Source organism: Leclercia sp. LSNIH1 (assembly GCF_002902985.1).
In the GTDB taxonomy this organism is placed as follows: Bacteria; Pseudomonadota; Gammaproteobacteria; order Enterobacterales; family Enterobacteriaceae; genus Enterobacter.
On sequence record NZ_CP026167.1, the window covers coordinates 4,750,894 to 4,777,534 of the forward strand.

Sequence of the window (26,641 nt, forward strand, 5' to 3'; positions counted from 1 at the left end):
GCGGCTCCTTAGAAATAACCCTGACGTTTCTTCAGCTCCATCGAGCCTGCCTGGTCGCGGTCAATCACGCGCCCCTGTCGCTCGCTGGTGGTGGACACCAGCATCTCTTCGATGATCTCCGGCAGCGTTTGCGCGTCGGATTCCACCGCGCCGGTCAGCGGCCAACAGCCGAGGGTACGGAAGCGTACCATCCGCTTTTTGATCACTTCGCCAGGCTGCAGGTCGATGCGATCGTCGTCGATCATCATCAGCATGCCGTCGCGCTCCAGAACCGGGCGTTCAGCCGCCAGGTAAAGCGGAACAATCTCGATATTTTCCAGATAGATGTACTGCCAGATATCCAGCTCGGTCCAGTTGGAGAGCGGGAAGACGCGGATGCTTTCGCCCTTGTTGATCTGGCCGTTGTAGTTGTGCCACAGCTCAGGACGCTGATTTTTAGGGTCCCAGCGGTGGAAGCGGTCACGGAAGGAGTAGATACGCTCCTTGGCGCGGGATTTCTCTTCATCGCGGCGGGCGCCGCCGAAAGCGGCATCAAAGCCGTATTTGTTCAGCGCCTGCTTCAGCCCTTCGGTCTTCATGATGTCGGTGTGCTTGGCGCTGCCGTGGACAAACGGGTTAATGCCCATCGCCACCCCTTCCGGGTTTTTATGCACCAGCAGTTCACAGCCGTAGGCTTTGGCGGTACGGTCACGGAACTCATACATTTCGCGGAATTTCCAGCCGGTATCCACGTGCAGCAGCGGGAACGGCAGCGTGCCCGGATAAAACGCTTTACGCGCCAGGTGCAGCATTACGCTGGAGTCTTTGCCGATGGAGTACATCATTACCGGATTTGCAAACTCAGCGGCCACTTCGCGGATAATATGAATACTCTCCGCTTCCAGTTGCCGCAGGTGCGTCAGTCGTTTTTGATCCATAACTGTTCCTTATAAGGCCTGGTGCAACAGGCGTTATTGTTGCAGCCAGTTTTGTCACGGCCTGCGCACAGCAACCGGAGCGTACTCAAGTACGTGAGGATTGCGAGCACAGCCCGGGGCAAAAATGGCAAATAAAATAGCCTGTTGCTCCAGGACTAAGCCAAATTGACAACAGAAGAACTAAAGCCTTCTGTGTCGGTTGTATGTTGGAACCAGGCGAGGGTGCTGTGGAGCTGCACCACTTCCCCCACCACAATCAGGGCGGGCATCGGGGCGTCTTTCGCCAGGGTTGCAAGGTGTTGTAATGTGCCGGTCACCACGTGCTGATCGACGCGCGTGCCGCGGGATATCACTGCCACAGGCGTATCTGCATCGCGCCCGTGACCAATAAGTTGTTCACTGATTTCCGCTGCCTTCATGGTGCCCATATAGATCGCCAGCGTCTGACGGCTCTGCGCCAGATGCGTCCAGTCAAACGGGGTGCTGTCGGCCTTGTAGTGGCCGGTGACAAAAGTAACGCTCTGGGCGTAATCACGGTGCGTCAGGGGAATGCCGGCATAAGCCGTGACCGCCGAGGCCGCGGTGATCCCCGGCACCACCTGGAAAGGTACGCCCGCTTCGGCTGCCGCCTGCAACTCTTCGCCACCGCGACCAAAGATGAACGGATCGCCGCCTTTCAGGCGTACCACGGTTTTGCCCGCTTTGGCCGCCGCAATCAGCATCTGGTTGGTATCGTGCTGGGGAACAGCGTGCCCGCCCGCGCGTTTGCCCACACAGATTTGCTCGGCGTCGCGACGAATCAGCTCGCGCACGCCGTCGCTCACCAGGTGGTCATAGAAAACCACATCGGCGTCCTGCAGAACCTGCAACCCCCGCAGGGTCAGCAGGCCAGCATCGCCTGGCCCGGCGCCCACCAGAATGATCTCCCCGCCAGTGCTGCCGGGGTTATCGAGTTCGTCTTCAAGAAGCTGTTGCGCTGCCGTCTCATTACCGGCCTGCATCAGGCTGGCAAAACGGCCACGAAATACGCGCTCCCAGAAGCGACGGCGTTCCGCCACGCTGGTCAGGCGGGTTTTCAGATGGTTGCGCCAGTAGCTGGCCTTCTCGGCCATGCGGCCCAGGCTTGTCGGCAGCAGCGCTTCGATTTTTTCCCGCAAGACGCGGGCCAGCACCGGGGCAGTCCCGCCAGAAGAGATCGCCACCAGCAGCGGCGAGCGATCGACAATTGACGGAAAGATAAAGGAGCAGAGCGGCTGGTCGTCCACCACGTTCACCAGGCGGTGACGGGCGTGGGCGGCATCGGAGACGCGCTGGTTGAGCGCCCGGTTTTCGGTGGCGGCAATCACCAGCACCACATTGTCGATTTGCGATTCAGCAAAGTCCGCTTCGGCAACAACCTGCACGCGAGCGCCTGCCCGATGTAAAAAGGCAATTTTGCGCTCAGCGATTTCGCCGCTGCCGACAACCAGCACCGGGCGGTCTTTTACAGCAGCGAATAAAGGAAGGTAATCCACAATGCTACAACTCGCTAACAACCAGGAATAGGGGGACTATAGGGGGCGGCTACGAGCGAATGAAATTACGAATTGGAATGAGTAGTTACTCAATGGAATAACGCCCTGAAAAAGCTCATATCAAAAAGTGCTTAACGCGCGACATTCCGGGCATTTAAGCGCAAATCAAATTGTGTAAGCGCGGTCACAGTTTCATACTAAGCGCGTTAAAATTTTGCGTTATTTTTTTAAGGACTCACTATGTTTTCCGCAATGCGCCACCGATACGCTGCCCTGGCGCTCGGCGTTTGCTTAATCGGAACGGTTCAGGCTAAGACCTCGCCCCTGGGTGAGATGGCCGCGACGCAGGCACGTCATATTGCCACCTTTTTCCCGGGTCGGATGACCGGCACCCCCGCCGAAATGCTCTCCGCTGACTACGTGCGCCAGCAGTTCGCCGGGATGGGCTACCAGAGCGATATCCGCACATTTCAGAGCCGCTACATCTATACCTCACGTAATCTGAATAAAAACTGGCACAACGTCACCGGCAGTACCGTGATTGCGGCCCATGAAGGCAAAGCCGCGCAGCAGATTATTATTCTGGCGCACCTCGACACCTATGCTCCGATGAGCGACAGCGATGCCGACAACAATCTTGGCGGCCTCACGTTACAGGGCATTGATGATAATGCCGCTGGGGTCGGCGTGATGCTGGAGCTGGCCGATCAGCTAAAAAATATTCCCACCCAGTACAGCATCCGCTTTATCGCCACCAGCGGCGAGGAAGAGGGACGGCTGGGTGCCGAGAATGTCCTTAAACGCATGAGCGCGGCCGAGAAGAAAAACACCCTGCTGGTGATCAACCTCGATAATTTGATTGTGGGGGATAAGCTCTATTTCAACAGCGGCAAAACCACCCCAGGACCGGTACGCAAGTTAACCCGCGACCGCGCGCTGGCGATTGCCCGCGCCCACGGCATCTATGCTGCCACCAACCCGGGCGGCAACGCCGCGTATCCGAAAGGCACCGGCTGCTGCAATGATGGCGAGGTGTTCGATAAAGCCGGGATCCCGGTGCTGTATGTCGAAGCGACCAACTGGTCCCTGGGCAAAAAGGATGGTTATCAGCAGCAGGCAAAATCAAAAGCGTTTCCAGCGGGAACAAGCTGGCACGACGTCAGGCTGGATAATCTGCAGCACATCGACAAGGCATTGCCGCAGCGGATTGAACACCGCAGCCGGGATGTGGTACGGGTGATGCTGCCGCTGGTGAAAGAGCTGGCGAAAGCGGGGAAAGCCTGAGGCCCTGGGCTTACCGGGGCGACAGGGTGCGCAAGTGTAGACCAGGTAAGGGGTAGTCGCCACCGGGCAAAACATTACCCTTCGTGCAGCCCGCACTCGCGCTTGAGGCCAAAGAAACGGGTCTCTTCTTCTGCCATACCCGGCTCCCATTTACGGGTAGTGTGGGTATCCCCTACCGACAGATAGCCCTGATCCCACAGCGGGTGATACTTCAGGCCATGCTGTTGCAGGTACTGGTATACGGTCCGGTTGTCCCAGTCGATAATCGGCAGCACTTTGAACACCCCGCGCTGGATCGCCAGAACCGGTAAAGAGGCCCGGCTACCGGACTGATCCCGGCGCAGGCCGGCAAACCAGGTTTTGGCGTTGAGCTCGGACAGCGCCCGGTTCATCGGCTCAACTTTGTTGATGGCATTATATTTCTCAATGCCCTCGACGCCCTGCTCCCACATCTTGCCGTAGCGTGCTTCCTGCCAGGCCGCGCTCTGCTCTGCGCGGTAGACCTTCAGGTTCAGCTTAAGCTTATCCGTCAGCTCATCGATAAACTGATAGGTTTCCGGGAAGAGGTAGCCGGTATCGGTGAGGATCACCGGGATATCCGGGCGAATTTTATTCACCAGATGCAGGCTGACCGCCGCCTGAATACCGAAGCTCGACGACAGCACATATTCGCCCGGCAGATTCTCCAGCGCCCAGGCGACACGCCCTTCGGCGTCCAGCTTCTCCAGCTGGGCGTTGGTTTCGGCCAGCGCCAGAATGCGTTCGACTTTTGGCAGATCGTTAAGGGCGTTTAGATCGAGTACGGACATAAGAACCTCGTTTGCCTGTTTTGCCGGACGGCACTGCGTTTGCCCGGCCTACAAAACCCGTAGGCCCGGTAAGCGAAGCGCCACCGGGCAAAGGGTGGGTTACTCCCAGAAATCCCGTGCGGGATCGAGCACCGGGCGAATGATGCCCGCACGCACCGTAAAGTCGCCGAAGCCTTCACCCGCTTCGCGCTCTTTCGCCCAGCGCCCGATAAGCAGGTCGATGGAATCAAGGATTTCCGGCTCGGTGATGTTTTCCCGGAACATGCGCGGAATACGGGTGCCGATACGGTTGCCGCCCAGGTGCAGGTTATAGCGCCCTGGCGCTTTGCCCACCAGCCCCAGCTCGGCCAGCATCGCGCGGCCGCAGCCGTTCGGGCAGCCGGTCACGCGCATCACGATATGTTCGTTCGGAATGCCATGTTTTTCCAGAATCGCTTCAACCTTGTCGGTGAACGACGGCAGGAAACGCTCAGCTTCAGCCATCGCCAGCGGACAGGTCGGGAACGAGACGCAGGCCATGGAGTTTTCGCGCTGCGGTTTAACCGCCTCCATCAGAGCATGATCCCGCGCCAGCTTCTCGATCTTCGCCTTCTGGCTTTCCGGCACGCCGGCAATGATCAGGTTCTGGTTGGCGGTGATACGGAACTCGCCCTGGTGGATCTTCGCGATCTCCAGCAGGCCGGTTTTCAGCGGGCGACCCGGATAGTCCAGGATACGGCCATTTTCAATAAACAGCGTCAGGTGCCATTTATCGTCGATACCTTTTACCCAGCCAATACGATCCCCACGCCCGGTGAATTCGTACGGGCGGATCGGCTCAAACTTGATACCCGCACGGCGTTCCACTTCGGCTTTGAACGTCTCAACGCCCACGCGCTCAAGGGTGTATTTGGTCTTGGCGTTTTTACGATCGGTACGGTTACCCCAGTCGCGCTGGGTGGTCACTACCGCTTCCGCCACCGCCAGGGTGTGCTCCAGCGGCAGATAGCCAAACTCGCTCGCGGTACGGGCGTAAGTCTTTTTGTTACCGTGTTCAATAGAGAGACCGCCGCCCACCAGCAGGTTAAAGCCCACCAGCTTGCCGTTCTCGGCAATGGCCACGAAGTTCATGTCGTTGGCGTGCAGATCGATATCGTTCTGCGGCGGGATCACCACCGTGGTTTTGAACTTACGCGGCAGGTAGGTCTGGCCCAGAATTGGCTCTTCGTCGGTGGTCGCCACTTTCTCCTGATCGAGCCAGATCTCGGCATAAGCGCGGGTACGCGGCAGCAGATGCTCGGAGATCTTCTTCGCCCACTCGTACGCTTCGGCATGCAGCTCGGACTCGTACGGGTTAGAGGTGCAGAGCACGTTACGGTTCATGTCGTTGGCGGTCGCCAGCGCGTCCAGCCCGACGGAGTGCAGCATCTGGTGTACCGGCTTCACGTTCTTCTTCAGAATGCCGTGGAACTGGAAGGTCTGACGGTTGGTCAGACGGATGCTGCCGTAAATTGTATTTTCACCGGCAAACTTGTCGATCGCCTGCCACTGTTTGGTGGTGATGATGCCACCCGGCAGGCGGCAGCGCAGCAGCATCGCATGACGCGGCTCCAGCTTCTGTTCAGCACGCTCGGCGCGGATATCGCGGTCGTCCTGCTGGTACATGCCATGGAAACGGATCAGCAGGAAGTTGTCGCCTTTGAAACCGCCGGTCAGACCGTCATTTAAATCTTCGGCAATGGTGCCGCGCAGGTAGTTACTCTCAACCTTCATGCGCTCGGCATCAGACAGTTTGCCTTCGACCACCAGTGGGCCAGGATGTTTTTCGCTCATTAGTAGACATCTCGCTGATAACGGCGCTCGACGCGCAGCTCACTTAAATATTCATCCGCCGCTTCGGCATCCATACCGCCGAATTGGGCAATCACTTCCAGTAAAGCCTGCTCAACGTCTTTCGCCATGCGATTGGCGTCGCCGCAGACATAAATGTGGGCACCGTCATTGATCCAGCGCCACAGCTCTGCGCCCTGTTCGCGCAGTTTGTCTTGTACGTAGATTTTTTCTTTCTGATCGCGAGACCAGGCCAGATCGATGCGGCTCAGTACGCCCTCTTTAACGTAGCGCTGCCACTCCACCTGATAGAGGAAATCTTCGGTGAAGTGCGGGTTGCCGAAGAACAACCAGTTTTTACCTGGCGCTTCGTCAGCGGCGCGCTGCTGCATAAAGGCGCGGAACGGCGCAATACCGGTGCCCGGACCAATCATGATCACCGGGGTTTCCGGGTTAGCGGGCAGGCGGAAGTTGTCGTTGTGCTCGATAAAGACCCGCACCTCGCCCTCTTCTTCCACGCGATCCGCAAGGAAGCTCGACGCGCCGCCGGCGCGGGCGCGCCCTTCGATGTCGTAACGCACGACGCCCACGGTGACGTGGACTTCGTTCTCCACCTCGGCCTGCGCAGAAGCGATAGAGTAGAGGCGCGGCGTCAGCGGACGCAGCAGGTCGATTAACGCCTGGGCATCCAGCTGGGCTGGCGCGAAACGCACCATATCCACGATGGGCGTGGCGGCGGCGTAGTGTTGCAGCCTGGCTTTATCGCCCACCAGCGGCAGCAAGGATTCGCTGCGGGTCAGCGTGGCGTAGTTCTCCACGATGTTCGCGGTATTAACGGTCAGCTCGAAATGCCACTGCAGCGCTTCAGAGAGCGGCAGCGTTTTGCCTTCCACGCTGACCGACTCGTCACCCTTCAGCCACAGCAGCTCAACCAGCTCTTTCACCAGCGCCGGATCGTTCTGGTACCAGACGCCAAGGGCATCACCCGGCTGGTAGCGCAGACCCGAGTCGCCGAGATCGATTTCGATATGGCGCACATCTTTCTCTGAATCGCGACCGGTGATTTTCTGGTTCACCGAGAGGCTCGCCGTCAGCGGGGCCTCTTTGGTGTAAGGGCTGGTGTGAATGTCGTTGACTGCGCCAGCGGCGGTGGCTGCCGCCTGGGCTGGCGTCCCGGTCGGTACGCGGGCTTTCAGCACCTCGACAATGCGCGCGCGCCATTCGGCCGCCGCAGACTGGTATTCAACGTCGGTATCGACGCGGTCCAGCAGGCGTTCTGCCCCCAACTCGGCCAGTTTGCTGTCGAAATCTTTGCCCGACTGGCAGAAGAATTCATAGGAAGAGTCGCCAAGGCCGAAGACCGCAAAGGCGGTGCCCGCCAGTTTTGGCGCTTTTTTCGAGAACAGGAACTTATGCAGCGCAACCGCTTCTTCAGGCGGCTCACCTTCGCCCTGGGTTGAGGTCACAACGATAACCAGCTTCTCTGACGCGATTTGCTTAAATTTATAGTCCCCGGCGTTCACCAGGTTCACGTTCAGTTTGGCTGCGAGCAGATCGTCGCGCAGGGCTTCCGCCACGCGACGGGCGTTGCCGGTTTGCGAGGCGGAGATAAGCGTGATTGCCGGGATCTCTACAGCCGTAGCCGGCGCACTCGCCACAGCACCCGGCTGTTGATTGAGCATTCCCCAGAAATAACCGGATACCCAGGCCAGCTGGGTGGGTGAAAAGTCAGTGGTGGCCGCCTGCAGGCGTGCCAGTTGCTCCGGGTTCAGGGGAAGCAAATTTGAAGGTGGGGCCTGTGTTGTCATGCGTCGTTATGTTCCAGTAGCAAAGCTGAATTTTTATCTGAAAGACAGAACAGAGTGTAAGGTTAACGGCGCGGATCATAACAATTAAAGACAGGATGGAAATAATAAATAACCAAATGGACTAACCTCTTTTAGCTATTGTTCTTAACAATAAAAGTGATTAACCATCTCTTTGAAAAATAAAACAAAAAACAGCCATTATTACGCTGTCAGGTGCTCCTGACCATAATGCCCGTTTTAGTTAATGATAAAAAATGTACTTTCCGGTACTCTACGGCGGTTTTTTCCGCATTTTTGAGAGTCCACGATGTCCACCACACTGTTTAAAGATTTCATCTTCGAAGCCGCCCACCATCTGCCTCACGTCCCGGAAGGGCATAAATGTGGTCGTCTGCACGGACACTCCTTTATGGTGCGTCTGGAGATCACGGGTGAAGTCGATCCGTATACCGGTTGGATCATGGATTTTGCCGAGCTGAAGGCCGCCTTCAAGCCGACCTACGATCGCCTCGATCATTACTATCTGAACGATATTCCGGGTCTTGAAAATCCGACCAGCGAAGTGCTGGCAAAATGGATCTGGAACGAGATCAAACCGCTGGTGCCGCTGCTGAGTGCGGTAATGATCAAAGAGACCTGCACCGCGGGCTGCGTCTACCGCGGCGAATAATTACGTCTCATGAGAGAGCAACGGCGCGAGCTCAAAGAGCATCAGCGCGTTGCTTTCCAGCGACGCCGTAATCTGCCAGCCATCATGAAGCCGTTCATCACGCATTGACAACGTTGGACGCGCTTTATGCTCCATCCAGCGCCACATCTCTTCGTCAGGTCCCCTTTCACTGCGCACGCCTTCAATCAAGGGGTACAGCGCGCCGTTGTGCTGATCAAACAGATGACACTTAATCCGCCACCTGCCGCTTAGCCCCTTCAGCTGAACGTAGTACTGCTGGCGAAAACGCTGAATGAAAGCCTCTTCGCTGGAGAGTAACGGGTTAAACACCACCGTATTGCGCAGCAGCAGTTGGTATCCGTTGTGGTGGCGCAATAGCAGAAGATTCTTTTCGTTGACTAACACCTCACCGCGCAGGCGTCGCCACAGCCAGACTACCCAATAGATCGGGCGCGGCAGGCCGTGGTTATACTGCAGCGCCAGGCTCGAGGTATCGATGGTATTGTTGGCCCGCGCTTCCCCCTGTAAGCCCGAGTTGAGCCAGAACCCGGCCAGCCACACCTGTTCCGACAGTCCGAGCAGGTTTTGCATCAGCAGTGCCCCACGAAAAAACCAGCCGTTGGTGGCGCGCGTGTTGCCGGTGAGGGTATTCCACGACAGCAGCCATACCGGAAGCGAGAGCTTTCGCTGACGAAGCGAGGTCAGGATCTGCCGGACCTTCTGCACCGGATAGTTTTCAGAGGAAGAGAGATGAGCCGGATCCAGCTGCGCCAGATCGAGAAGCTCATTGGCATCGGCCGGACAGGCCAAAAAATCGGCCTGGGTGAGGAGAGTCGAGTCCAGCAGAGCCTCATCGTTATGCCCCGTGTGCCCGGGCGCAAAACGGTGCCACACGCCGAACGTCGCCTGCGGCAGATATTCCCGCAGCGTCGCCCGCTGAGCCTGCCAGACCTGCGCTCTTGTCTCCTCGCTCGCCTGCGTTGACCAGTGCATCACAAATTGCCAGCGATCGGTAATCTCAGGCGAAAAGTGATTGACCGACTGCTGTAAGAAACGCGCCAGCAGGTCGGTGCGGGTTGTCAGGCCGGTATGCAGCAGCACCGTCCACTGTTTTTGAGCAAGCCAGCTGAAGACCTGATGAAGGTTGTACCAGCAGGCATAACCTGCCATCAGCGGATCGTCCCAGCCGCTGGCAAACAGGCGGCTACTGAGAAATGGCTCAGCGATATCAATCCCGAAAAGAGGCATCGCCTCCCCCAGCTTTTCCAGCTCCCGGCGCACATCCTCCCGCAGCAGATCGTCCAGCTCACGCACCGTCACTACCATTCGGGTATGACGCAGCGGCGCGGCGGGCTTGAGAAGATGCAGATCGAGCACCCTCTCCTGCACCGGATGCGGGGTTAATGGCAACGGCTCCCGACCGCGCGTTTCGGCTTCATTTAGCAGGCTGAAGAGCTTGTCCACTGCCACCGGATAACGCTGCTCCCCATTGCCTGGACGTAGACGGGGCATCCCGGCGTGATGACGACGTTGTTTGCGATACGCTCCCGGGGCCATCTGGTGATGACGCCGGAACAGATCGCTCATCATCCGCGTACTGGCGAACCCCTGCTCCAGCGCAATCTGATGCAGCGGACGGTTGGTCAGGCGAAGCGCGTCGGCCGCCTTCTCAAGGCGCAGGGTGGTAATGTACTGCATAAAACTGACGCCCATCTCTTTGCGAAAAAGACGGGAGAGCCAGGCTTCTGAAACAAATTCGCTTCCGGCGATTTCAGCAAGCGTAATGCGTCGGGTGTAGCTGGCGTTGATGCGTTCCACCACTCGGGCGATGCGTTTGCTTACGCCCGGATGATGTTCCCGCAGAAGCAGGCGGGCGGGTTGCTGAAACCGGCTGGTCAGCAGGAGCAGGATCTCGCTCAGCCAGCGGGTCGCCTCCAGCCGGTAGCGATGCTGATCGTTGATCAGGGTGCAGACCAGCAGTTGGCGCAGAAGATGGCGTAGCTCATCACCAGGAGGCCAGCCGCTCCCGGCTTCGGGCGGGATGGCGTAATCATGGGTAAAAAAGTCGCTACAGAGCTGCTGGATCCAGCGCCCGGAAAGCATGACACACATCGTCGTATTGCCGCTCTCGCTGGTGAGCTGCCAGCGTTGATTGCGATTAACGATCGTCAGGCTATCCGCTGTCAGGGTCATCTGCCGCTGGTCGGTGTGCAGGTCGGCGCTCCCTTCCAGCAGCCACAGCAGCGTCAGCGCGTCGTCCTCCTCCTGATGAAACTGACGAATATCCTGCACCTTCACCCAAAACTCGCTACCCCGTTGCTCCATGTGTTCCTCCAGGGAAGACAAATTATGACGCGCTGTTTTTTGTCATAACGGAATTGTATGAAAAACAATCAGAAATAATGCGTCGCTTCACAACAAAAAAGTGCATTTTCCGTCGCTGCGATCGGCATAAACTCGAAATTAGCATTGTTTGATAAAAAAAGGATAACAAAAATGACACATCCGATTGTTGAAGCACTGCAGGGCAACGAAGCGCAGTTTATTGAGCTGCGGCGACATTTTCATCAGCATCCTGAGATCGGTTTTGAGGAGCAGCAAACCAGCCAGCGCGTTGCGGAACTGCTTCAGCAATGGGGATATGAGGTACATCACGGGATGGCAAAAACCGGGGTGGTCGGCACCCTGAAAGTGGGCAACGGCAGCAAACGTCTTGGTCTTCGCGCCGATATGGATGCGTTGCCGATGCAGGAGGAGAGCGGCAAAGCGTGGAGCAGCACCGTTGAAGGCAAATTCCACGGCTGCGGTCACGACGGCCACACCACCACCCTGCTCTATGCCGCCGAGTACCTGGCGCGCACCCGCAACTTTAACGGCACGCTGCACCTGATTTTCCAGCCAGCGGAAGAGCTCCTGTATGGCGGACGGGTGATGGTCGAAGATGGCCTGTTTGAGACCTTCCCCTGCGACCATATTTTTGGCCTGCATAATATGCCGGGGCAGAAACTGGGCAAAATTGGCCTGCGCGATGGCGCCATGATGGCTTCCTCGGACACTATACACATTGAAGTTAATGGCGTGGGTGGGCACGGTGCCCTGCCGGAACATACCGTCGATGCGACGCTGGTGGCCTGCCATATTACCCTCGCCCTGCAGTCGATTGTGTCGCGCAATATCACTCCATTTGAACCCGCCGTGGTGACGGTCGGCAGTATTCAGGCCGGTCATGCGCCCAACATCATCAACGACAAAGTTCTGATGAAACTGACCGTGCGCACCCTGAACGAAAAGGTGCGTCAAACCGTTCTGCAGCGCATCCACGATATCGCCGTTGCGCAGGCAGAGAGCTTCAACGCCACGGCCACCATCCGTCATATCAACGGCAGCCCGGTGCTCATCAATAATCCTGCGGCCAACGAGATGGTGCGTACCGTCGCCCAGGATCTGTTCGGACAGGATGCTGTGGCCGCTATCGGTTCATTCATGGGCAGTGAAGACTTCGCCTTTATGCTTGAAAAGAACCCTGACGGCTGTTACTTCACCATCGGCGCTGGCGATGAAGCGGATCGCTGCATGGTGCATAACCCGGGCTATGACTTTAACGACAAGATCCTGATCACCGGTGCCGCACTCTGGAGCGCCCTGACCGAACACTATCTGCGTTGATCCCATATCCCCAGGAGGGCTGCACAATGAGTACCGTTCCCCTGACAGGCACCCCGGCTTTCGCAGGTAACGATCGACTGCTGGCGGGTATTGTTCTGAGCGTTCTGACATTCTGGTTATTTGCCCAGTCGGTGATTAACGTCGTGCCGGCCATGAAAAATAGCCTCGACATATCCCTGGAGACGCTCACGCTGGCAGTCAGTCTCAGCGCGTTATTCAGCGGCTGCTTTGTGGTTGCCAGCGGTGGCTTTGCCGATAAGTTTGGCCGCGTGCGCCTGACGGTTATCGGCCTGGTGCTGAGTATCATCGGCAGCGGCCTGCTGTTTCTGACCCGGGAACCGGTGCTTTTCCTGCTGGGACGGGCGATCCAGGGGCTGTCGGCAGCCTGCATTATGCCCGCGACACTGGCGCTGATTAAAACCTGGTACGACGGTAAAGCGCGCCAGCGGGCGATCAGCTTCTGGGTCATTGGCTCCTGGGGCGGCAGTGGCCTGAGCTCGTTTGTTGGCGGCGCGATTGCCACCAGCCTGGGCTGGCGCTGGATTTTTGTTTTTTCCATCGCGATGGCCCTGGCTGCACTGCTGTTGATCCGCGGTACGCCGGAAAGCCGAAGCGCCAGTGCTGGTCAGCACAAGCTGGATATTGGCGGGTTGGTGAGTTTTGTCTGTATGCTGGTGCTGCTCAACCTGTTTATCAGCAAAGGGCATAGCTGGGGCTGGGGCAGCGGCCTGTCACTGACGGTGCTGGGGGCAACGATCCTCGCGGCACTCGGTTTTATCTATACCGGCCTGCGCAAAGGCGATGCGGCGCTGATTGATTTTGCGCTGTTTAAAAACCGGGCCTACAGCGCGGCGGTGCTCTCAAACTTCATGCTCAACGGCTGTATTGGCACCATGATGATCACCAGCATCTGGTTACAGCAGGGCCATCATCTGACGCCTTTACAAACCGGAATGATGACGCTGGGGTATCTGGTGACGGTGCTCGCCATGATTCGCGTTGGAGAAAAGCTGCTTCAACGCTATGGCGCCCGCCTGCCGATGATGACCGGCCCGGTGTTGACCGCAATCGGCATCACCTTTATCTCCTGCACTTTCCTGAGCAAAGAGATCTATATCGTGACCGTCTTTTTCAGCAACGTCCTGTTTGGCCTCGGGCTGGGCTGTTATGCCACGCCATCGACAGACACGGCGGTGATGAACGCCCCAGAGAGCAAAGTTGGGGTGGCATCAGGGATCTATAAGATGGGCAGTTCGCTGGGCGGAGCAATGGGGATCGCCGTAACGGCTTCACTGTATGCCCTGCTGCTGCCGCTGGGCATGGCCAGCGCCGCACAGTACGCGCTGCTGTTTAACAGTGCGATTTGTCTCGGTTCGGCGGTGGTGGCCTGGGCGTTATTACCCAAATTGCGGGCCCCTTAGTAACAGAGGCCGCAGGGCTATCAGGCGATGTTCAGGTATTTGTGCGTCTGCATCGACAGACGCCAGTTACGCGCAATACAAGTCTCAATACACAGACGGGTGGCATCCTCTTTCTGGCTGATGGGCTGCAGCGCAATAACGCGCTGTTTTTCGTCCGTCAGCGTTGCCAGCAGCTCGTCCAGCGCTTCGATATCGCGCGTGCGCCCGACCGGGTGTTTGATCTCATCGGCACGCTCCAGCGCCTGGGAGAGGATGTCGTAACCGCCACGCATATTGACTTTTGGCGATACCGTCACCCAGGTGGTGTGGGAGCAGCGCACTTCATGGGTGCCGCTGGTCTCAATCTGACAGCTAAAGCCGTTCTTCTCCAGCAGCATGGTGAGCGGCATAAGATCGTGAATGCAAGGTTCACCGCCGGTGATCACCACATGGCGCGCCGTCCAGCCCTGACGACCAATGATCGCCAGCAGATCTTCCGGATTTGCTGCGCCCCATTTGTCGCTCTCTTTGGTTTTCGCCAGAATGCTGAACAGTGACACTTCCCGATCGCTAAGCGTTTCCCAGGTATGTTTGGTATCACACCAGGCACAGCCAACCGGGCATCCCTGCAGACGAATAAAAATAGCGGGAACGCCGGTGAAGTAACCCTCGCCTTGCAGGGTCTGGAACATCTCGTTAATCGGGTACTGCATAGTTATCTCTGGTCAGATTTACGGGGGGGCATTATTGCAGATCGCACATAATCAGGCAAAACAACCCCGGTCACGATTTTATTCCTGTCAGTTTAAGGATAGCCAGGTTAACAGCCTTAGGGTGGAAAGCCGTGGTCAGAAGGCAATGTTAAAAACATTAAAACTTACGCTACGCTTTTAAGATATCGCCCACCCGGCTGTCGACGTTAACCCCTTTGACTGAGTAGCCATCAGAATACTGGACAAGCAGAATGAGCCATTTTGCGGTAATAACGCTACCGTTATACAGCCATATGCGCGCTATGGAAGCACTGGCAAAACACCTTATCGTGCGCGGCCATCGGGTCACTTTTTTTCAGCAGGAAGAGGCCCGCACGCTGCTCAGGGAACCGCAGGCGCACTTCATCGCCGTGGGTCACCCGACGCCGTCTGCGATGCACGAGCCGGGTTTTTTCCGCCTGATATCAGACATGGCAAGCGTTACCGATATGCTGTGCCGTGAACTGCCTCTTGCCTTCAGACAGCACAATATTGACGCCGTGATTGTTGATCAGATGGAGCCGGCAGGAGGGCTGGTTGCACAAGCGCTCAACCTGCCCTTTATCTCTATCTGCTGCGCCCTGCCGGTAAACCGGGATAACACCATTCCCTTGCCGGTGATGCCTTTTCGCTATGGCACCAGCAATCGCAGCCGGAAATTATACGCCTCCAGCGCGGATGTTTATGACTGGCTGATGTCGAAACAGGGGCGGGTCATTGCCTGTCATGCCCGGGCGTTTGGTCTACCCTCGCGCACCAGGCTGGATCAATGCCTGTCGCCGTTGGCGCAAATCAGCCAGACCATCCCGGGCTTTGATTTTCCACGCACCTTGCCCGCCTGCTTCCATGCGGTAGGCCCGCTACGCTACGATCCGCCAACGGTCTCTACCGGCAATAAGAAGCCGTTTGTTTTTGCCTCACTGGGCACGCTCCAGGGCTACCGCTACGGGCTGTTCCGCACGATTGCCCGCGCCTGCCGACAGGCTGGTGTGCCCTTGCTTATTGCCCACTGTGACAGACTCAATGCAAGTCAAACCGCCCGGCTGGCGCGTGCGGGGGCGCAAACCGTAGGATTTACCGATCAGCTGGCGGTCTTGCGCGATGCCAGCGCCGTCATCACCCACGCAGGGCTGAATACGGTTATGGATGCCATCGCCACCGCCACGCCGATCCTCGCCGTACCTCTGGCGTTTGATCAGCCAGGCGTCGCCGCCCGAGTGGTCTTCAGCGGCATTGGCCTGAAGGCCTGCCGTTTTTCGCCGAGCCGCACGCTCAGCCAGCATCTTCTCGACCTGCTGGAAAATAAGCAATACACGCAGCGCATCACCGCCCTCCAGACTCAGCTGATAAATGCCGGAGGGGCAGCACGGGCTGCCGAAATTATTGAACAGGCGGTATGCACACGTCATCGCGTACCGACGGTGTAATGATAAAAAAAAAACCCGCCGAAGCGGGTTTTTCTAAAGATGAAAGTTCAGCGTGAATTACTGACCTTTGATCTCTTTACGACCGTTGTAAGGTGCTTTCTCGCCCAGCGCTTCTTCGATACGAATCAGCTGGTTGTATTTAGCAACACGGTCAGAACGGCTCATAGAACCGGTTTTGATCTGGCCAGCAGCGGTACCAACAGCCAGGTCAGCGATGGTCGCGTCTTCAGTTTCGCCTGAACGGTGAGAGATAACGGCAGTGTAGCCAGCGTCTTTCGCCATTTTGATCGCAGCCAGAGTTTCGGTCAGAGAACCGATCTGGTTGAATTTGATCAGGATGGAGTTAGCGATGCCTTTCTCGATACCTTCTTTCAGGATTTTGGTGTTGGTTACGAACAGGTCATCACCAACCAGCTGGATTTTGTCGCCCAGGACTTTAGTCTGGTATGCGAAACCATCCCAGTCAGACTCGTCCAGACCATCTTCGATGGAGACGATTGGGTACTGTTTGGTCAGCTCTTCCAGGAAGTGAGTGAACTCTTCGGAAGAGAAGGCTTTGTTGCCTTCGCCAGCCAGAACGTATTTACCGTCTTTGTAGAATTCAGATGCTGCACAGTCCATCGCCAGGGTGATGTCGGTGCCCAGCTCGTAGCCTGCTGCTTTAACTGCTTCAGCGATTACGGCCAGTGCTTCGGCGTTAGAACCCAGGTTAGGTGCATAACCACCTTCGTCACCAACAGCGGTGTTCATGCCTTTGGCTTTCAGAACTTTTGCCAGGTGATGGAAAACTTCAGAACCCATACGGATGGCTTCTTTAACAGTTTTCGCGCCAACCGGCTGAATCATGAATTCCTGGATGTCGACGTTGTTGTCAGCGTGCTCACCGCCGTTGATGATGTTCATCATCGGAACTGGCATAGAGTATTTGCCTGGAGTGCCGTTCAGTTCAGCAATGTGTTCGAACAGTGGCTGACCTTTAGAAGCAGCTGCTGCTTTGGCGTTAGCCAGGGAAACAGCCAGGATTGCGTTCGCACCGAAGTTAGATTTGTTTTCAGTACCGTCCAGATCGATCATGATCTTGTCAATGCCAGCCTGATCTTTGGCATCTTTGCCAAGGATTGCCTGAGCAATAGGACCGTTTACTGCGCCAACCGCTTTGGTTACGCCTTTGCCCAGGAAGCGGGATTTGTCGCCATCGCGCAGTTCCAGCGCTTCGCGGGAACCAGTAGAAGCACCTGACGGCGCAGCAGCCATACCTACGAAACCACCTTCCAGGTGTACTTCGGCTTCAACAGTCGGGTTACCACGGGAGTCGATGATTTCACGACCGATGACTTTAACGATTTTGGACATTAGATTTTCCTCAGTACAAGTTAAACTAAAACTCCAGACAAACAACGCGTACCTCTGGTACGCGTTGCCGTTCTAACTTTTCTTACTTCGCCTGACGCTTCTGGAACTCCGTCGCGGCTTTCACAAAGCCAGCAAACAGCGGATGTCCATCACGCGGCGTAGAAGTAAATTCCGGGTGGAACTGGCAGGCAACGAACCACGGGTGGTTCGGCACTTCGATGATCTCGACCAACTGATCATCCCCGGAGCGGCCCGCAATACGCAGACCCGCAGCTTCAATTTGTTTCAACAGCAGGTTGTTCACTTCATAACGGTGACGATGGCGTTCAGTGATGACTGGCGCACCGTACATCTGGCGTACCAGGCTGTCATCAGAGAGCTGACAAGCCTGAGAACCCAGACGCATCGTGCCACCCAGATCGCTTTTCTCGGTACGGACTTCGACGTTACCTTCTTCGTCGCGCCATTCGGTAATCAGCGCCACAACAGGGTACTTACAGTCTGGCACAAATTCCGTAGAGTTCGCGTTTTCCATGCCCACCACATTACGGGCAAATTCAATCAGTGCAACCTGCATACCCAGGCAAATGCCGAGGTAAGGAATATTGTTTTCACGCGCATAGCGTGCGGTGGCGATCTTGCCTTCAACGCCACGGTAGCCGAAGCCGCCAGGGATCAAAATAGCATCCAGATCTTTCAGAATTTCTACACCGCGGGTTTCAACATCCTGCGAATCGATCAGCTTGATGTTGACGGTTACGCGGTTTTTCAGGCCACCGTGTTTCAGCGCTTCGATAACGGACTTATAGGCGTCCGGCAGTTCGATGTACTTGCCGACCATACCGATAGTCACTTCGCCTGCCGGGTTCGCTTCTTCGTAAATAACCTGTTCCCATTCAGACAGGTTAGCTTCCGGACAGTTCAAGCTGAATCGTTTACAAATATAATCGTCCAGGCCCTGTGATTTCAACAGGCCCGGGATTTTATAAATGGAATCGACATCTTTCATTGAAATAACGGCTTTTTCTGGCACGTTACAGAACAATGCAATTTTTGCACGTTCGTTGGCCGGAACCGCACGATCGGAGCGGCAGACCAGAATATCTGGCTGAATACCGATGGAGAGCAGCTCTTTAACGGAGTGCTGAGTCGGTTTGGTTTTCACTTCACCTGCGGCAGCCATGTAAGGCACCAGGGTCAGGTGCATGAACAGCGCGTGTTCGCGACCAATATCAACCGCCAGCTGACGGATCGCTTCGAGGAACGGCAGGGATTCGATATCGCCTACGGTACCGCCGATTTCTACCAGCACGACGTCGTGGCCTTCACCACCAGCAATGATGCGCTCTTTAATGGCGTTGGTGATGTGTGGGATAACCTGAACGGTTGCGCCCAGGTAGTCACCGCGACGCTCTTTACGCAGAACGTCGGAGTAGATACGGCCAGTCGTGAAGTTGTTACGGCGGGTCATTTTGGTGCGAATGAAGCGCTCGTAGTGACCCAGGTCCAGGTCGGTTTCAGCGCCGTCTTCAGTAACGAACACTTCCCCGTGTTGGATCGGGCTCATGGTACCTGGATCGACGTTGATGTACGGATCCAGCTTCATCATGGTCACATTGAGGCCACGGGCTTCAAGAATGGCTGCGAGGGAGGCTGCGGCAATGCCTTTACCCAGAGAGGATACAACCCCGCCGGTCACAAAAATATAGTTCGTTGTCATGCTGAACCTGAGAAGTTAGGGTGAAACGATGGAATAACCAGGACGGGAAAGTAGTATACCCGAACACGGCGAGCGCCACAAACTTTCATTCTCCGTCTCCTGTCTCAGGCTTTGACTCATATTGGGAGTGAGAAAATAGCCCCTTTTGGGTAAATGTTTTTGACGCAAATCAAGCGCTTGTCATTTAAAAAATCACACAAATTGCGCTTGATCGCAAAAACCCGTTAGAGATCAGATTCCTGGCGTTTTACTTCCTGCCAGACTTCTTCCATCGCGTCGAGGTCCACGCCGGTCATTTCCAGGCCGCGCGCCGCGATAATGCGCTCCACTTCCCGGAAGCGGCGCTCGAATTTGAGGTTCGCTTTCTGCAGCGCCATTTCGGCTTTGACGCCCAGATGACGAGAAAGATTGACGGTGGCAAACAGCAGATCGCCCATCTCCTCTTCAAGCTTCTCCTGGTCCACTACCGCCTGCTGCGCTTCGTGCATCACCTCGTCAATCTCTTCATGCACTTTGTCGAGCACCGGGCCTAAGGATGTCCAGTCAAACCCCACCGTCGAGCAGCGTTTCTGAATCTTGTGCGCGCGCATCAGCGCCGGCAGGCTTAACGGAATATCGTCCAGCGCCGAATGTTGCGACTTTTCAGCCCGTTCCGCGCTTTTAATCTGTTCCCAGCGGGCCAGAACCTCGGTACTGTTTTCGGCGGTGGCATCACCAAAGATGTGCGGGTGACGGCGCTCCAGCTTGTCGCTGATGGCGGCACAGATATCGTTGAAATCGAAGCGTCCCTCCTCCTGGGCCATCTGCGCATAGAACACCACCTGGAATAGCAGGTCTCCCAGCTCGCCGCGCAGATCGTCAAAATCTTCCCGGGAGATAGCGTCCAATACCTCGTAGGTCTCTTCAAGCGTGTAGGGGGCGATGGTGGCGAAAGTCTGCTCTTTATCCCACGGACAGCCGTTTTCCGGGTCGCGCAGACGTTGCATAATGCCGAGCAGGCGGTCGATTTGGGTCATAGTTTTGTCCTGATAAAAAAATGCCGGGTGGCGGCTTGCGCCTTACCCGGCCTACAAAAGAAGGTGCGATTATCCGCCGTGCAGACGACGGGCGTCGATCACATCCGGCACCTGGTTCAGCTTGCCGAGCACACGGCCCAGCACCTGCAGGTTATAGATTTCGATGGTCATATCAATGGTGGCGAGCTGCTGGCGCGTATCGCTGCGGCTGGCGACGCCCAGCACGTTCACCTTCTCGTTCGCCAGAATGGTGGTGATATCGCGCAGCAGGCCGCTGCGATCGTTGGCTGAGACCCGCACTACCAGTGAATAACCGGCGGAATAGCTCTCGCCCCACACCGCATCCACGATGCGTTCCGGCGCGTGAGACTGTAAATCGTCCAGCTGATCGCAGTCCGCACGGTGAATGGAGATCCCGCGCCCCTGGGTGATAAAGCCGACAATCTCATCCCCCGGGATTGGCTGGCAGCAGCGGGCAATATGGTGCATCAGGTTGCCGACGCCCTCCACCACCACTCTGCCTTTGTCTTTTTCTTTGCCACGGTGCGAGGGGGCGTAGCTCTTCTGCTGAAGCTGCTTCAGCGCCGCCGCATCCTGCTCTTCCGCGCTCGGTTTGTTGAACTGCGCCTGCAGGAAATTCACCATCTGGTTAAGACGAATATCCCCACCGCCAATGGCGGCCAGCAGCTCATCCAGCTCGTTAAAGTTGTAGCGCGGCAGAAGGAATTTTTCTGCCTCTTTCAGGTGGATGCCTAAATGCTCCAGCTCGTCATCGAGGATCTGGCGTCCGGCAAGAATATTCTTGTCGCGATCCTGCTTGCGGAACCAGGCATGAATTTTTGAGCGCCCGCGGCTGGTGGTGACATAGCCGAGGTTCGGGTTCAGCCAGTCGCGGCTCGGGTTCGGCTGTTTCTGGGTGATGATCTCAATCTGGTCGCCCATCTGCAGCTGGTAGGTGAACGGCACGATACGCCCGCCGATTTTGGCGCCGATGCAGCGATGCCCCACATCGCTATGGATGTGGTAGGCGAAGTCCAGCGGCGTTGAGCCTGCCGGCAGGTCAACCACGTCGCCTTTCGGCGTAAAGACGTAGACCCGGTCGTCAAAGACCTGGCTGCGCAATTCGTCGAGCATTTCACCGGAGTCGGCCATCTCCTCCTGCCACGCAATCAGCTTACGCAGCCAGGCGATACGATCCTCGTGACCGGAGCGCGCCCCGCTTGTGGGCCCCTCTTTATACTTCCAGTGCGCGGCGATGCCGAGCTCGGACTCCTCATGCATCTGCTTAGTACGGATCTGGATTTCGACGGTTTTGCCGCCCGGCCCCAGCACCACGGTATGGATCGACTGGTAGCCGTTCGGTTTCGGATTGGCGACATAGTCGTCAAACTCATCCGGCAGGTGACGGTAATGGGTGTGGACAATCCCCAGCGCGGCGTAGCAGTCCTGCAACCGCTCGGCAACGATACGCACGGCGCGCACATCAAACAGCTCGTCAAAGGCGAGATGCTTTTTCTGCATTTTGCGCCAGATGCTGTAGATATGCTTCGGACGGCCATAGACTTCAGCCTTCACCCCCTCTTCTTTCATCGACTTACGTAAGCCGCCGACAAACTCATCGATGTAGTGTTCCCGATCGATACGGCGTTCGTGCAGCAGCTTAGCAATGCGTTTGTATTCCGCCGGGTGCAGGTAGCGGAAGCAGTAATCCTCCAGCTCCCATTTCAGCTGGCCGATGCCCAGACGGTTCGCCAGCGGGGCATAGATGTTGGTGCACTCTTTCGCCGCCAGCACGCGTTCGTCTTCCGGCGCGTCTTTGACTTCCCGCAGGTGGGCGACGCGTTCGGCAAGCTTAATGACCACACAGCGGAAATCATCCACCATCGCCAGCAGCATACGACGCACGTTATCCACCTGTTCAGACGAGACCGAATCGGTGTGGGTGGCTTTGAGCTGACGGATGGCCGCCATATCGCGCACGCCGTGGATCAGCGCCACGATCGATTTCCCGACGCTTTCGCGCAGCACCTCTTCTGTGACCACCTCGGCGTCGGCCAGCGGGAAGAGCATAGCCGCACGAAGGGTGTCGATATCCATACTCAGCATGGAGAGGATCTCAACCATCTCTACGCCGCGCCACAGCAGCAGCTCGGCATCGGGATGCCCCTGCGTGGTGCGCAGACAGTAGGCCCATGTTTCGGTTAAGCGTTCACACGACTGCTGGCTGGCAATCCCCAGACTTGCGATCCATTTTTGTGGGTCAAACTCACCAGCTTTATTGAGATGTGCACTTCTTACCGCAACCATTGTCCTCTCCTTTAGGGACCCCTGCCTGTCGAATTCGACAAGCCGAAACTCATCAATTGTGTTCAAACAACGCCATTGATTCCAGATGCCCAGTGTGCGGGAACATATCAAGCATTGCCAGACGCTGAATCTGGTAACCCGCCGCTAATAACGCCTCGCTATCGCGGGCAAGCGTTGCCGGATTACAGGAAACATAGACCACGCGTTTGGGCGCCAGTTTAATAATATGCTGCATCACGCCTGGCGCGCCCGCGCGTGCCGGATCAAGCAGGATTTTATCGAAACCGTGCGCCGCCCATGGCTGCTGGGTAACATCCTCTTCAAGATTTTCGTGAAAAAATGTCACGTTTTGCAGCGCATTGTGAACAGCGTTATCGCGCCCCTTTTCCACCAGCGCCGCCACGCCTTCAACGCCGACCACGCTTCGTGCCCGTTTTGCCAGCGGCAGGGTAAAGTTGCCCATCCCGCAAAACAGGTCGAGTACCCGGTCCTCCGGCTGAATATCCAGCCACGCCAGCGCGGTCGCGACCATCTGCTGGTTAACGCCGTCGTTAACCTGAATGAAGTCGCGCGGGCTGAACGTTAAGCGTAGCCCGTCTGAATCATACCAGGGCGTTTCGCCGCTCAGTTGCTCAAGTATCTCGCTTTGCGGGGCGAGATAAAGCGCAAGGTCATGAGAATGCGAAAAGCGTTCCAGTTTTTCACGATCCCGGGCCGACAGCGGCGCCGTATGGCGCAGCACCATCAGCGGGCCACTGTTCGCCAGCACCAGCTCAACGTGCCCAAGATGGCGGACGCCCTGCAGGTCAGAGAGGCATTTGCGCACCTCTGGCAGCAATGCCTCAAGACGGGGCACCAGAATGGGGCACGCTCTGACATCAACGATGTCGCTGGAGTTGGCCTTGCGAAAGCCCATCTCCAGACGCGCGGTTTTCGGCTGATAATTGAGGCTCAGACGCGCCCGGCGGCGGTAGCCCCAGGGTTTATCTGCGATCACTTCATCAACGTCGTGCTTCAGCAGGCGCGCCAGGGCGTTGCTTTTGCTGCGCTCCTGCAGCGCGACGCTGGCGTGCTGTTGTTGGCAGCCGCCGCAGACGCCAAAGTGCGGGCAGCGAGGCGTTTCACGTTCCGGGCTATCATTAAGACGGCGCTTTACCTGCCCGCGTGCGTACTGACGTTTCTCTTCCGTCAGGGTGATTTCCGCACGCTCCTGGGGCAGCAGGCCGGGAATAAATACGGTCTTGCCCTCATGGCGCGCCACCCCCTGTCCGAACGGATCGAGGTCTGTCACTTCAACAGTTATGATCTGACGCGTCGTCACGCGTCGCTTTGCAGAGTAGAATTGCGCCATCGCCGGGAATTTTCTCAAATGAACATATTGACTCTAATTGTCCCATAACGGAACTCCATGACCAACTACAGCCTGCGTGCGCGCATGATGATTTTGATCCTCGCCCCTACCGTACTCATTGGTTTACTGCTGAGTACCTTCTTCGTGGTGCACCGTTATAACGACCTGCAACGTCAGCTCGAGGACGCCGGTGCCAGCATTATTGAGCCGCTCGCGGTCTCCAGCGAGTACGGCATGAACCTGCAAAATCGCGAGCCCATCGGCCAGCTCATCAGCATTCTGCACCGTCGTCATTCGGACATTGTGCGGGCGATTTCAGTGTATGACCAAAACAATCATCTGTTTGTGACCTCCAATATTCAGCTTGATCCCGACACCCTGAAGCTGCCGGATGGTACGGCGTTTCCAAAACGGCTGAGCGTGATCCGCCAGGATGAAAAAATGATCCTGCGCACCCCTATTATTTCGGAAAGCTATTCACCGGATGAATCTCCCGCGTCGGACGCTAAGCCCAATAACAATCTGTTGGGATATGTGGCGCTGGAGCTGGATCTCAAGTCCGTGCGGCTGCAACAGTACCGGGAGATCTTTATCTCCACGGTGATGATGCTGTTCTGTATCGGCATTGCGCTGATCTTCGGCTGGCGTCTGATGCGGGATGTAACCAGCCCCATCCGCAACATGGTGAATACCGTCGACCGGATCCGCCGGGGCCAGCTCGACAGCCGCGTCGAAGGCTTTATGCTCGGCGAGCTGGATATGCTGAAAAACGGCATCAACTCAATGGCCATGTCGCTGGCGGCATACCATGAGGAGATGCAGCATAACGTCGATCAGGCCACTTCCGACCTGCGCGAAACGCTGGAGCAGATGGAGATCCAGAACGTTGAGCTGGATCTGGCTAAAAAACGCGCCCAGGAGGCGGCACGCATCAAGTCGGAGTTCCTGGCGAATATGTCCCACGAGCTGCGCACCCCGCTCAACGGGGTGATTGGCTTTACTCGCCTGACCCTGAAAACCGAGCTCAACCCGACCCAGCGTGACCACCTGCATACCATTGAACGCTCCGCCAACAACCTGCTGGCGATCATCAATGACGTACTGGACTTCTCCAAGCTCGAAGCGGGCAAATTGATCCTCGAGAGTATTCCGTTCCCGCTGCGCAACACCCTGGATGAGGTGGTCACCCTACTGGCGCACTCCTCCCACGACAAGGGGCTGGAGCTTACGCTGAACATTAAAAATGATGTGCCGGACAACGTCATTGGCGATCCGCTGCGCCTGCAACAGGTGATCACCAACCTGGTGGGTAACGCCATTAAGTTCACCGAGAGCGGGAACATCGACGTGCTGGTCGAAAAACGCTCCATCAGCAATACCAAAGTGCAGATTGAGGTGCAGATCCGCGACACGGGGATCGGTATTCCTGAGCGCGATCAGTCCCGGCTGTTCCAGGCCTTCCGCCAGGCCGACGCCAGTATCTCCCGCCGCCACGGCGGTACCGGGCTGGGGCTGGTCATCACGCAAAAACTGGTTAATGAGATGGGGGGCGATATCTCCTTCCACAGCCAGCCTAACCGGGGTTCGACCTTCTGGTTCCATATCAACCTCGACCTGAACCCGAACGTGCTGACCGATCGTCCGGCCATGGATTGCCTGCAGGGTAAACGGCTGGCGTACGTGGAGCCCAATACCGCCGCCGCGCAAAGCACCCTCGATGTGTTAAGCACGACGCCGCTGGAGGTGGTCTACAGCCCGAACTTCTCCACGCTGCCGGTTGACCATTACGACATCCTGCTGCTGGGGATCCCGGTGACCTTTACCGGCGATCTGACCATGCAGGAGGAGCGGCTGGCGAAAGCGGCCTCGATGACCGATTACCTGCTGCTGGCCCTGCCCTGCCATGCCCAGATCAACGCCGAGGAGCTAAAACATGACGGGGCGGCCGCCTGCCTGCTGAAACCGCTGACGGCCACGCGCCTGTTGCCAACGCTGACGGAATATTGCCGTCTGAACCATCACATTGCACCGATTACCAGCGATGAGAGCAAACTGCCGATGACCGTGATGGCGGTGGATGACAACCCCGCCAACCTGAAGCTGATCGGGGCGTTGCTGGAGGATCAGGTTCAGCATGTCGAACTGTGCGAGAGCGGTCTGCAGGCGGTGGAGCGAGCGAAGGAGAAGCAGTTTGACCTGATCATGATGGATATTCAGATGCCCGGTATGGACGGCATCCGCGCCTGTGAACTGATTCGCCAGCTTCCTCATCAGCAGCAAACCCCGGTGATTGCCGTGACGGCGCATGCGATGGCGGGGCAAAAGGAGAAGCTGCTGAGCGCCGGGATGAACGACTATCTGGCGAAGCCGATTGAAGAAGAGAAACTGCACAGCCTGCTGCTGCGCTACAAACCCGGCCCTACCACAGGCAACTGGATCCCCGCACCGGAGATTCCGCCGGCGGCCCCGGAGATTGTGACTAACGTCAGTGCCACCCTCGACTGGCAGCTGGCGCTGCGTCAGGCGGCGGGCAAAAATGACCTCGCGCGGGAGATGCTGCAGATGCTGGTCGCGTTCCTGCCAGAGATCCGCAATAAAGTGGAAGAACAACTGGTGGGAGAAAACCCGGAAGACCTGGTCGGGGCGATCCATAAGCTGCACGGCAGCTGCGGGTACAGCGGGGTGCCGCGTCTTAAGAATCTCTGTCAGCTGCTGGAGCAGCAGTTACGTTCCGGTACGCCGGAAAGCGAGCTGGAGCCGGAGTTCCTGGAGTTGCTGGATGAGATGGATAACGTCACGCGGGAAGCGATGAAGGTGCTGGGGTCGTAAGGCCCCTCT

At 57.0% G+C, this 26,641-nt stretch carries 18 protein-coding genes; 6 read left to right on the top strand and 12 right to left on the bottom strand.

The window, feature by feature from the left end:
* Window positions 1-8: 8 nt before the first annotated feature.
* Both cysD and cysG read right to left on the bottom strand, forming a co-directional pair.
* On the bottom strand, window positions 9-917 hold the full coding sequence (cysD, locus tag C2U54_RS23405; RefSeq protein WP_015963247.1) for a sulfate adenylyltransferase subunit CysD: 909 nt from the start codon (window positions 915-917) through the stop codon (window positions 9-11).
* A gap of 155 nt (window positions 918-1,072) precedes the next feature.
* Window positions 1,073-2,431, bottom strand: a complete 1,359-nt coding sequence (cysG, locus tag C2U54_RS23410) for a siroheme synthase CysG (RefSeq protein WP_103180920.1) — start codon at window positions 2,429-2,431, stop codon at window positions 1,073-1,075.
* A 240-nt stretch (window positions 2,432-2,671) separates the two neighbouring features.
* Here cysG and C2U54_RS23415 point away from each other — a divergent pair, with 240 nt between their 5' ends.
* Window positions 2,672-3,715: an aminopeptidase gene (locus C2U54_RS23415; protein ID WP_103180921.1), complete on the top strand. Its 1,044-nt coding sequence runs from the start codon at window positions 2,672-2,674 to the stop codon at window positions 3,713-3,715.
* A 74-nt stretch (window positions 3,716-3,789) separates the two neighbouring features.
* Here the strand turns inward: C2U54_RS23415 and cysH are convergent, their stop codons facing one another.
* The 3 genes from cysH to cysJ form a co-directional block, all read right to left on the bottom strand.
* Window positions 3,790-4,524: a phosphoadenosine phosphosulfate reductase gene (gene cysH / locus C2U54_RS23420; protein WP_103180922.1), complete on the bottom strand. Its 735-nt coding sequence runs from the start codon at window positions 4,522-4,524 to the stop codon at window positions 3,790-3,792.
* Between the two features lie 99 nt (window positions 4,525-4,623).
* Entirely contained in the window at window positions 4,624-6,336 is a 1,713-nt protein-coding gene (gene cysI, locus C2U54_RS23430) for an assimilatory sulfite reductase (NADPH) hemoprotein subunit (RefSeq protein WP_103180923.1), read from the bottom strand.
* Window positions 6,336-8,141, bottom strand: coding sequence for an NADPH-dependent assimilatory sulfite reductase flavoprotein subunit (gene cysJ, locus C2U54_RS23435; protein WP_103180924.1), 1,806 nt, complete (start codon window positions 8,139-8,141; stop codon window positions 6,336-6,338). The genes cysI and cysJ overlap by 1 nt, the downstream gene beginning before the upstream one ends.
* Before the next feature lie 307 nt (window positions 8,142-8,448).
* Here cysJ and queD point away from each other — a divergent pair, with 307 nt between their 5' ends.
* Window positions 8,449-8,811 carry a 6-carboxytetrahydropterin synthase QueD gene (queD, locus tag C2U54_RS23445; protein ID WP_103180925.1) on the top strand — a complete coding sequence of 121 codons (363 nt, stop codon included), beginning with the start codon at window positions 8,449-8,451 and terminating at the stop codon, window positions 8,809-8,811.
* Here queD and C2U54_RS23450 read toward each other — a convergent pair whose 3' ends face one another.
* Window positions 8,812-11,136 (bottom strand): helix-turn-helix domain-containing protein, encoded by a 2,325-nt coding sequence (locus C2U54_RS23450; protein ID WP_103180926.1) that lies wholly within the window; start codon window positions 11,134-11,136, stop codon window positions 8,812-8,814. It lies immediately after the preceding gene.
* A gap of 171 nt (window positions 11,137-11,307) precedes the next feature.
* Here C2U54_RS23450 and C2U54_RS23455 point away from each other — a divergent pair, with 171 nt between their 5' ends.
* Both C2U54_RS23455 and C2U54_RS23460 read left to right on the top strand, forming a co-directional pair.
* Entirely contained in the window at window positions 11,308-12,477 is a 1,170-nt protein-coding gene (locus C2U54_RS23455; RefSeq protein WP_103180927.1) for a M20 aminoacylase family protein, read from the top strand.
* A gap of 26 nt (window positions 12,478-12,503) precedes the next feature.
* Window positions 12,504-13,898 (top strand): MFS transporter, encoded by a 1,395-nt coding sequence (locus C2U54_RS23460; protein ID WP_103180928.1) that lies wholly within the window; start codon window positions 12,504-12,506, stop codon window positions 13,896-13,898.
* Between the two features lie 20 nt (window positions 13,899-13,918).
* Here C2U54_RS23460 and queE read toward each other — a convergent pair whose 3' ends face one another.
* Window positions 13,919-14,590, bottom strand: coding sequence for a 7-carboxy-7-deazaguanine synthase QueE (queE, locus tag C2U54_RS23465; RefSeq protein WP_103180929.1), 672 nt, complete (start codon window positions 14,588-14,590; stop codon window positions 13,919-13,921).
* A gap of 251 nt (window positions 14,591-14,841) precedes the next feature.
* Here queE and C2U54_RS23470 point away from each other — a divergent pair, with 251 nt between their 5' ends.
* Entirely contained in the window at window positions 14,842-16,056 is a 1,215-nt protein-coding gene (locus C2U54_RS23470; protein WP_103180930.1) for a glycosyltransferase, read from the top strand.
* 57 nt (window positions 16,057-16,113) lie between these two features.
* Here the strand turns inward: C2U54_RS23470 and eno are convergent, their stop codons facing one another.
* The 5 genes from eno to rlmD all read right to left on the bottom strand — a co-directional run bounded on the left by eno (window position 16,114) and on the right by rlmD (window position 23,803).
* Window positions 16,114-17,409, bottom strand: a complete 1,296-nt coding sequence (gene eno, locus C2U54_RS23475) for a phosphopyruvate hydratase (protein WP_103180931.1) — start codon at window positions 17,407-17,409, stop codon at window positions 16,114-16,116.
* A gap of 82 nt (window positions 17,410-17,491) precedes the next feature.
* On the bottom strand, window positions 17,492-19,129 hold the full coding sequence (gene pyrG, locus C2U54_RS23480; protein WP_103180932.1) for a glutamine hydrolyzing CTP synthase: 1,638 nt from the start codon (window positions 19,127-19,129) through the stop codon (window positions 17,492-17,494).
* A gap of 224 nt (window positions 19,130-19,353) precedes the next feature.
* Window positions 19,354-20,145 (bottom strand): nucleoside triphosphate pyrophosphohydrolase, encoded by a 792-nt coding sequence (mazG, locus tag C2U54_RS23485; RefSeq protein WP_103180933.1) that lies wholly within the window; start codon window positions 20,143-20,145, stop codon window positions 19,354-19,356.
* 69 nt (window positions 20,146-20,214) lie between these two features.
* A complete protein-coding gene (gene relA, locus C2U54_RS23490) occupies window positions 20,215-22,452 on the bottom strand; it encodes a GTP diphosphokinase (protein ID WP_103180934.1) in 2,238 nt (745 codons plus the stop codon).
* Window positions 22,453-22,504: 52 nt separating this feature from the next.
* Window positions 22,505-23,803 (bottom strand): 23S rRNA (uracil(1939)-C(5))-methyltransferase RlmD, encoded by a 1,299-nt coding sequence (rlmD, locus tag C2U54_RS23495; protein WP_103180935.1) that lies wholly within the window; start codon window positions 23,801-23,803, stop codon window positions 22,505-22,507.
* 57 nt (window positions 23,804-23,860) lie between these two features.
* On the opposite strand from rlmD, the gene barA reads away from it, so the two are divergent.
* Window positions 23,861-26,632 (top strand): two-component sensor histidine kinase BarA, encoded by a 2,772-nt coding sequence (gene barA, locus C2U54_RS23500; protein WP_103180936.1) that lies wholly within the window; start codon window positions 23,861-23,863, stop codon window positions 26,630-26,632.
* Window positions 26,633-26,641: the final 9 nt, after the last annotated feature.

What these genes read in the sequence shown, in the direction of transcription:
- cysD (WP_015963247.1), bottom strand. Translation starts at nt 917, where the DNA reads ATGGATCAAAAACGACTGACGCACCTGCGGCAACTGGAAGCGGAGAGT.
- C2U54_RS23415 (WP_103180921.1), top strand. Translation starts at nt 2,672, where the DNA reads ATGTTTTCCGCAATGCGCCACCGATACGCTGCCCTGGCGCTCGGCGTT.
- cysH (WP_103180922.1), bottom strand. Translation starts at nt 4,524, where the DNA reads ATGTCCGTACTCGATCTAAACGCCCTTAACGATCTGCCAAAAGTCGAA.
- cysI (WP_103180923.1), bottom strand. Translation starts at nt 6,336, where the DNA reads ATGAGCGAAAAACATCCTGGCCCACTGGTGGTCGAAGGCAAACTGTCT.
- cysJ (WP_103180924.1), bottom strand. Translation starts at nt 8,141, where the DNA reads ATGACAACACAGGCCCCACCTTCAAATTTGCTTCCCCTGAACCCGGAG.
- queD (WP_103180925.1), top strand. Translation starts at nt 8,449, where the DNA reads ATGTCCACCACACTGTTTAAAGATTTCATCTTCGAAGCCGCCCACCAT.
- C2U54_RS23450 (WP_103180926.1), bottom strand. Translation starts at nt 11,136, where the DNA reads ATGGAGCAACGGGGTAGCGAGTTTTGGGTGAAGGTGCAGGATATTCGT.
- C2U54_RS23455 (WP_103180927.1), top strand. Translation starts at nt 11,308, where the DNA reads ATGACACATCCGATTGTTGAAGCACTGCAGGGCAACGAAGCGCAGTTT.
- C2U54_RS23460 (WP_103180928.1), top strand. Translation starts at nt 12,504, where the DNA reads ATGAGTACCGTTCCCCTGACAGGCACCCCGGCTTTCGCAGGTAACGAT.
- queE (WP_103180929.1), bottom strand. Translation starts at nt 14,590, where the DNA reads ATGCAGTACCCGATTAACGAGATGTTCCAGACCCTGCAAGGCGAGGGT.
- C2U54_RS23470 (WP_103180930.1), top strand. Translation starts at nt 14,842, where the DNA reads ATGAGCCATTTTGCGGTAATAACGCTACCGTTATACAGCCATATGCGC.
- eno (WP_103180931.1), bottom strand. Translation starts at nt 17,409, where the DNA reads ATGTCCAAAATCGTTAAAGTCATCGGTCGTGAAATCATCGACTCCCGT.
- pyrG (WP_103180932.1), bottom strand. Translation starts at nt 19,129, where the DNA reads ATGACAACGAACTATATTTTTGTGACCGGCGGGGTTGTATCCTCTCTG.
- mazG (WP_103180933.1), bottom strand. Translation starts at nt 20,145, where the DNA reads ATGACCCAAATCGACCGCCTGCTCGGCATTATGCAACGTCTGCGCGAC.
- relA (WP_103180934.1), bottom strand. Translation starts at nt 22,452, where the DNA reads ATGGTTGCGGTAAGAAGTGCACATCTCAATAAAGCTGGTGAGTTTGAC.
- rlmD (WP_103180935.1), bottom strand. Translation starts at nt 23,803, where the DNA reads ATGGCGCAATTCTACTCTGCAAAGCGACGCGTGACGACGCGTCAGATC.
- barA (WP_103180936.1), top strand. Translation starts at nt 23,861, where the DNA reads ATGACCAACTACAGCCTGCGTGCGCGCATGATGATTTTGATCCTCGCC.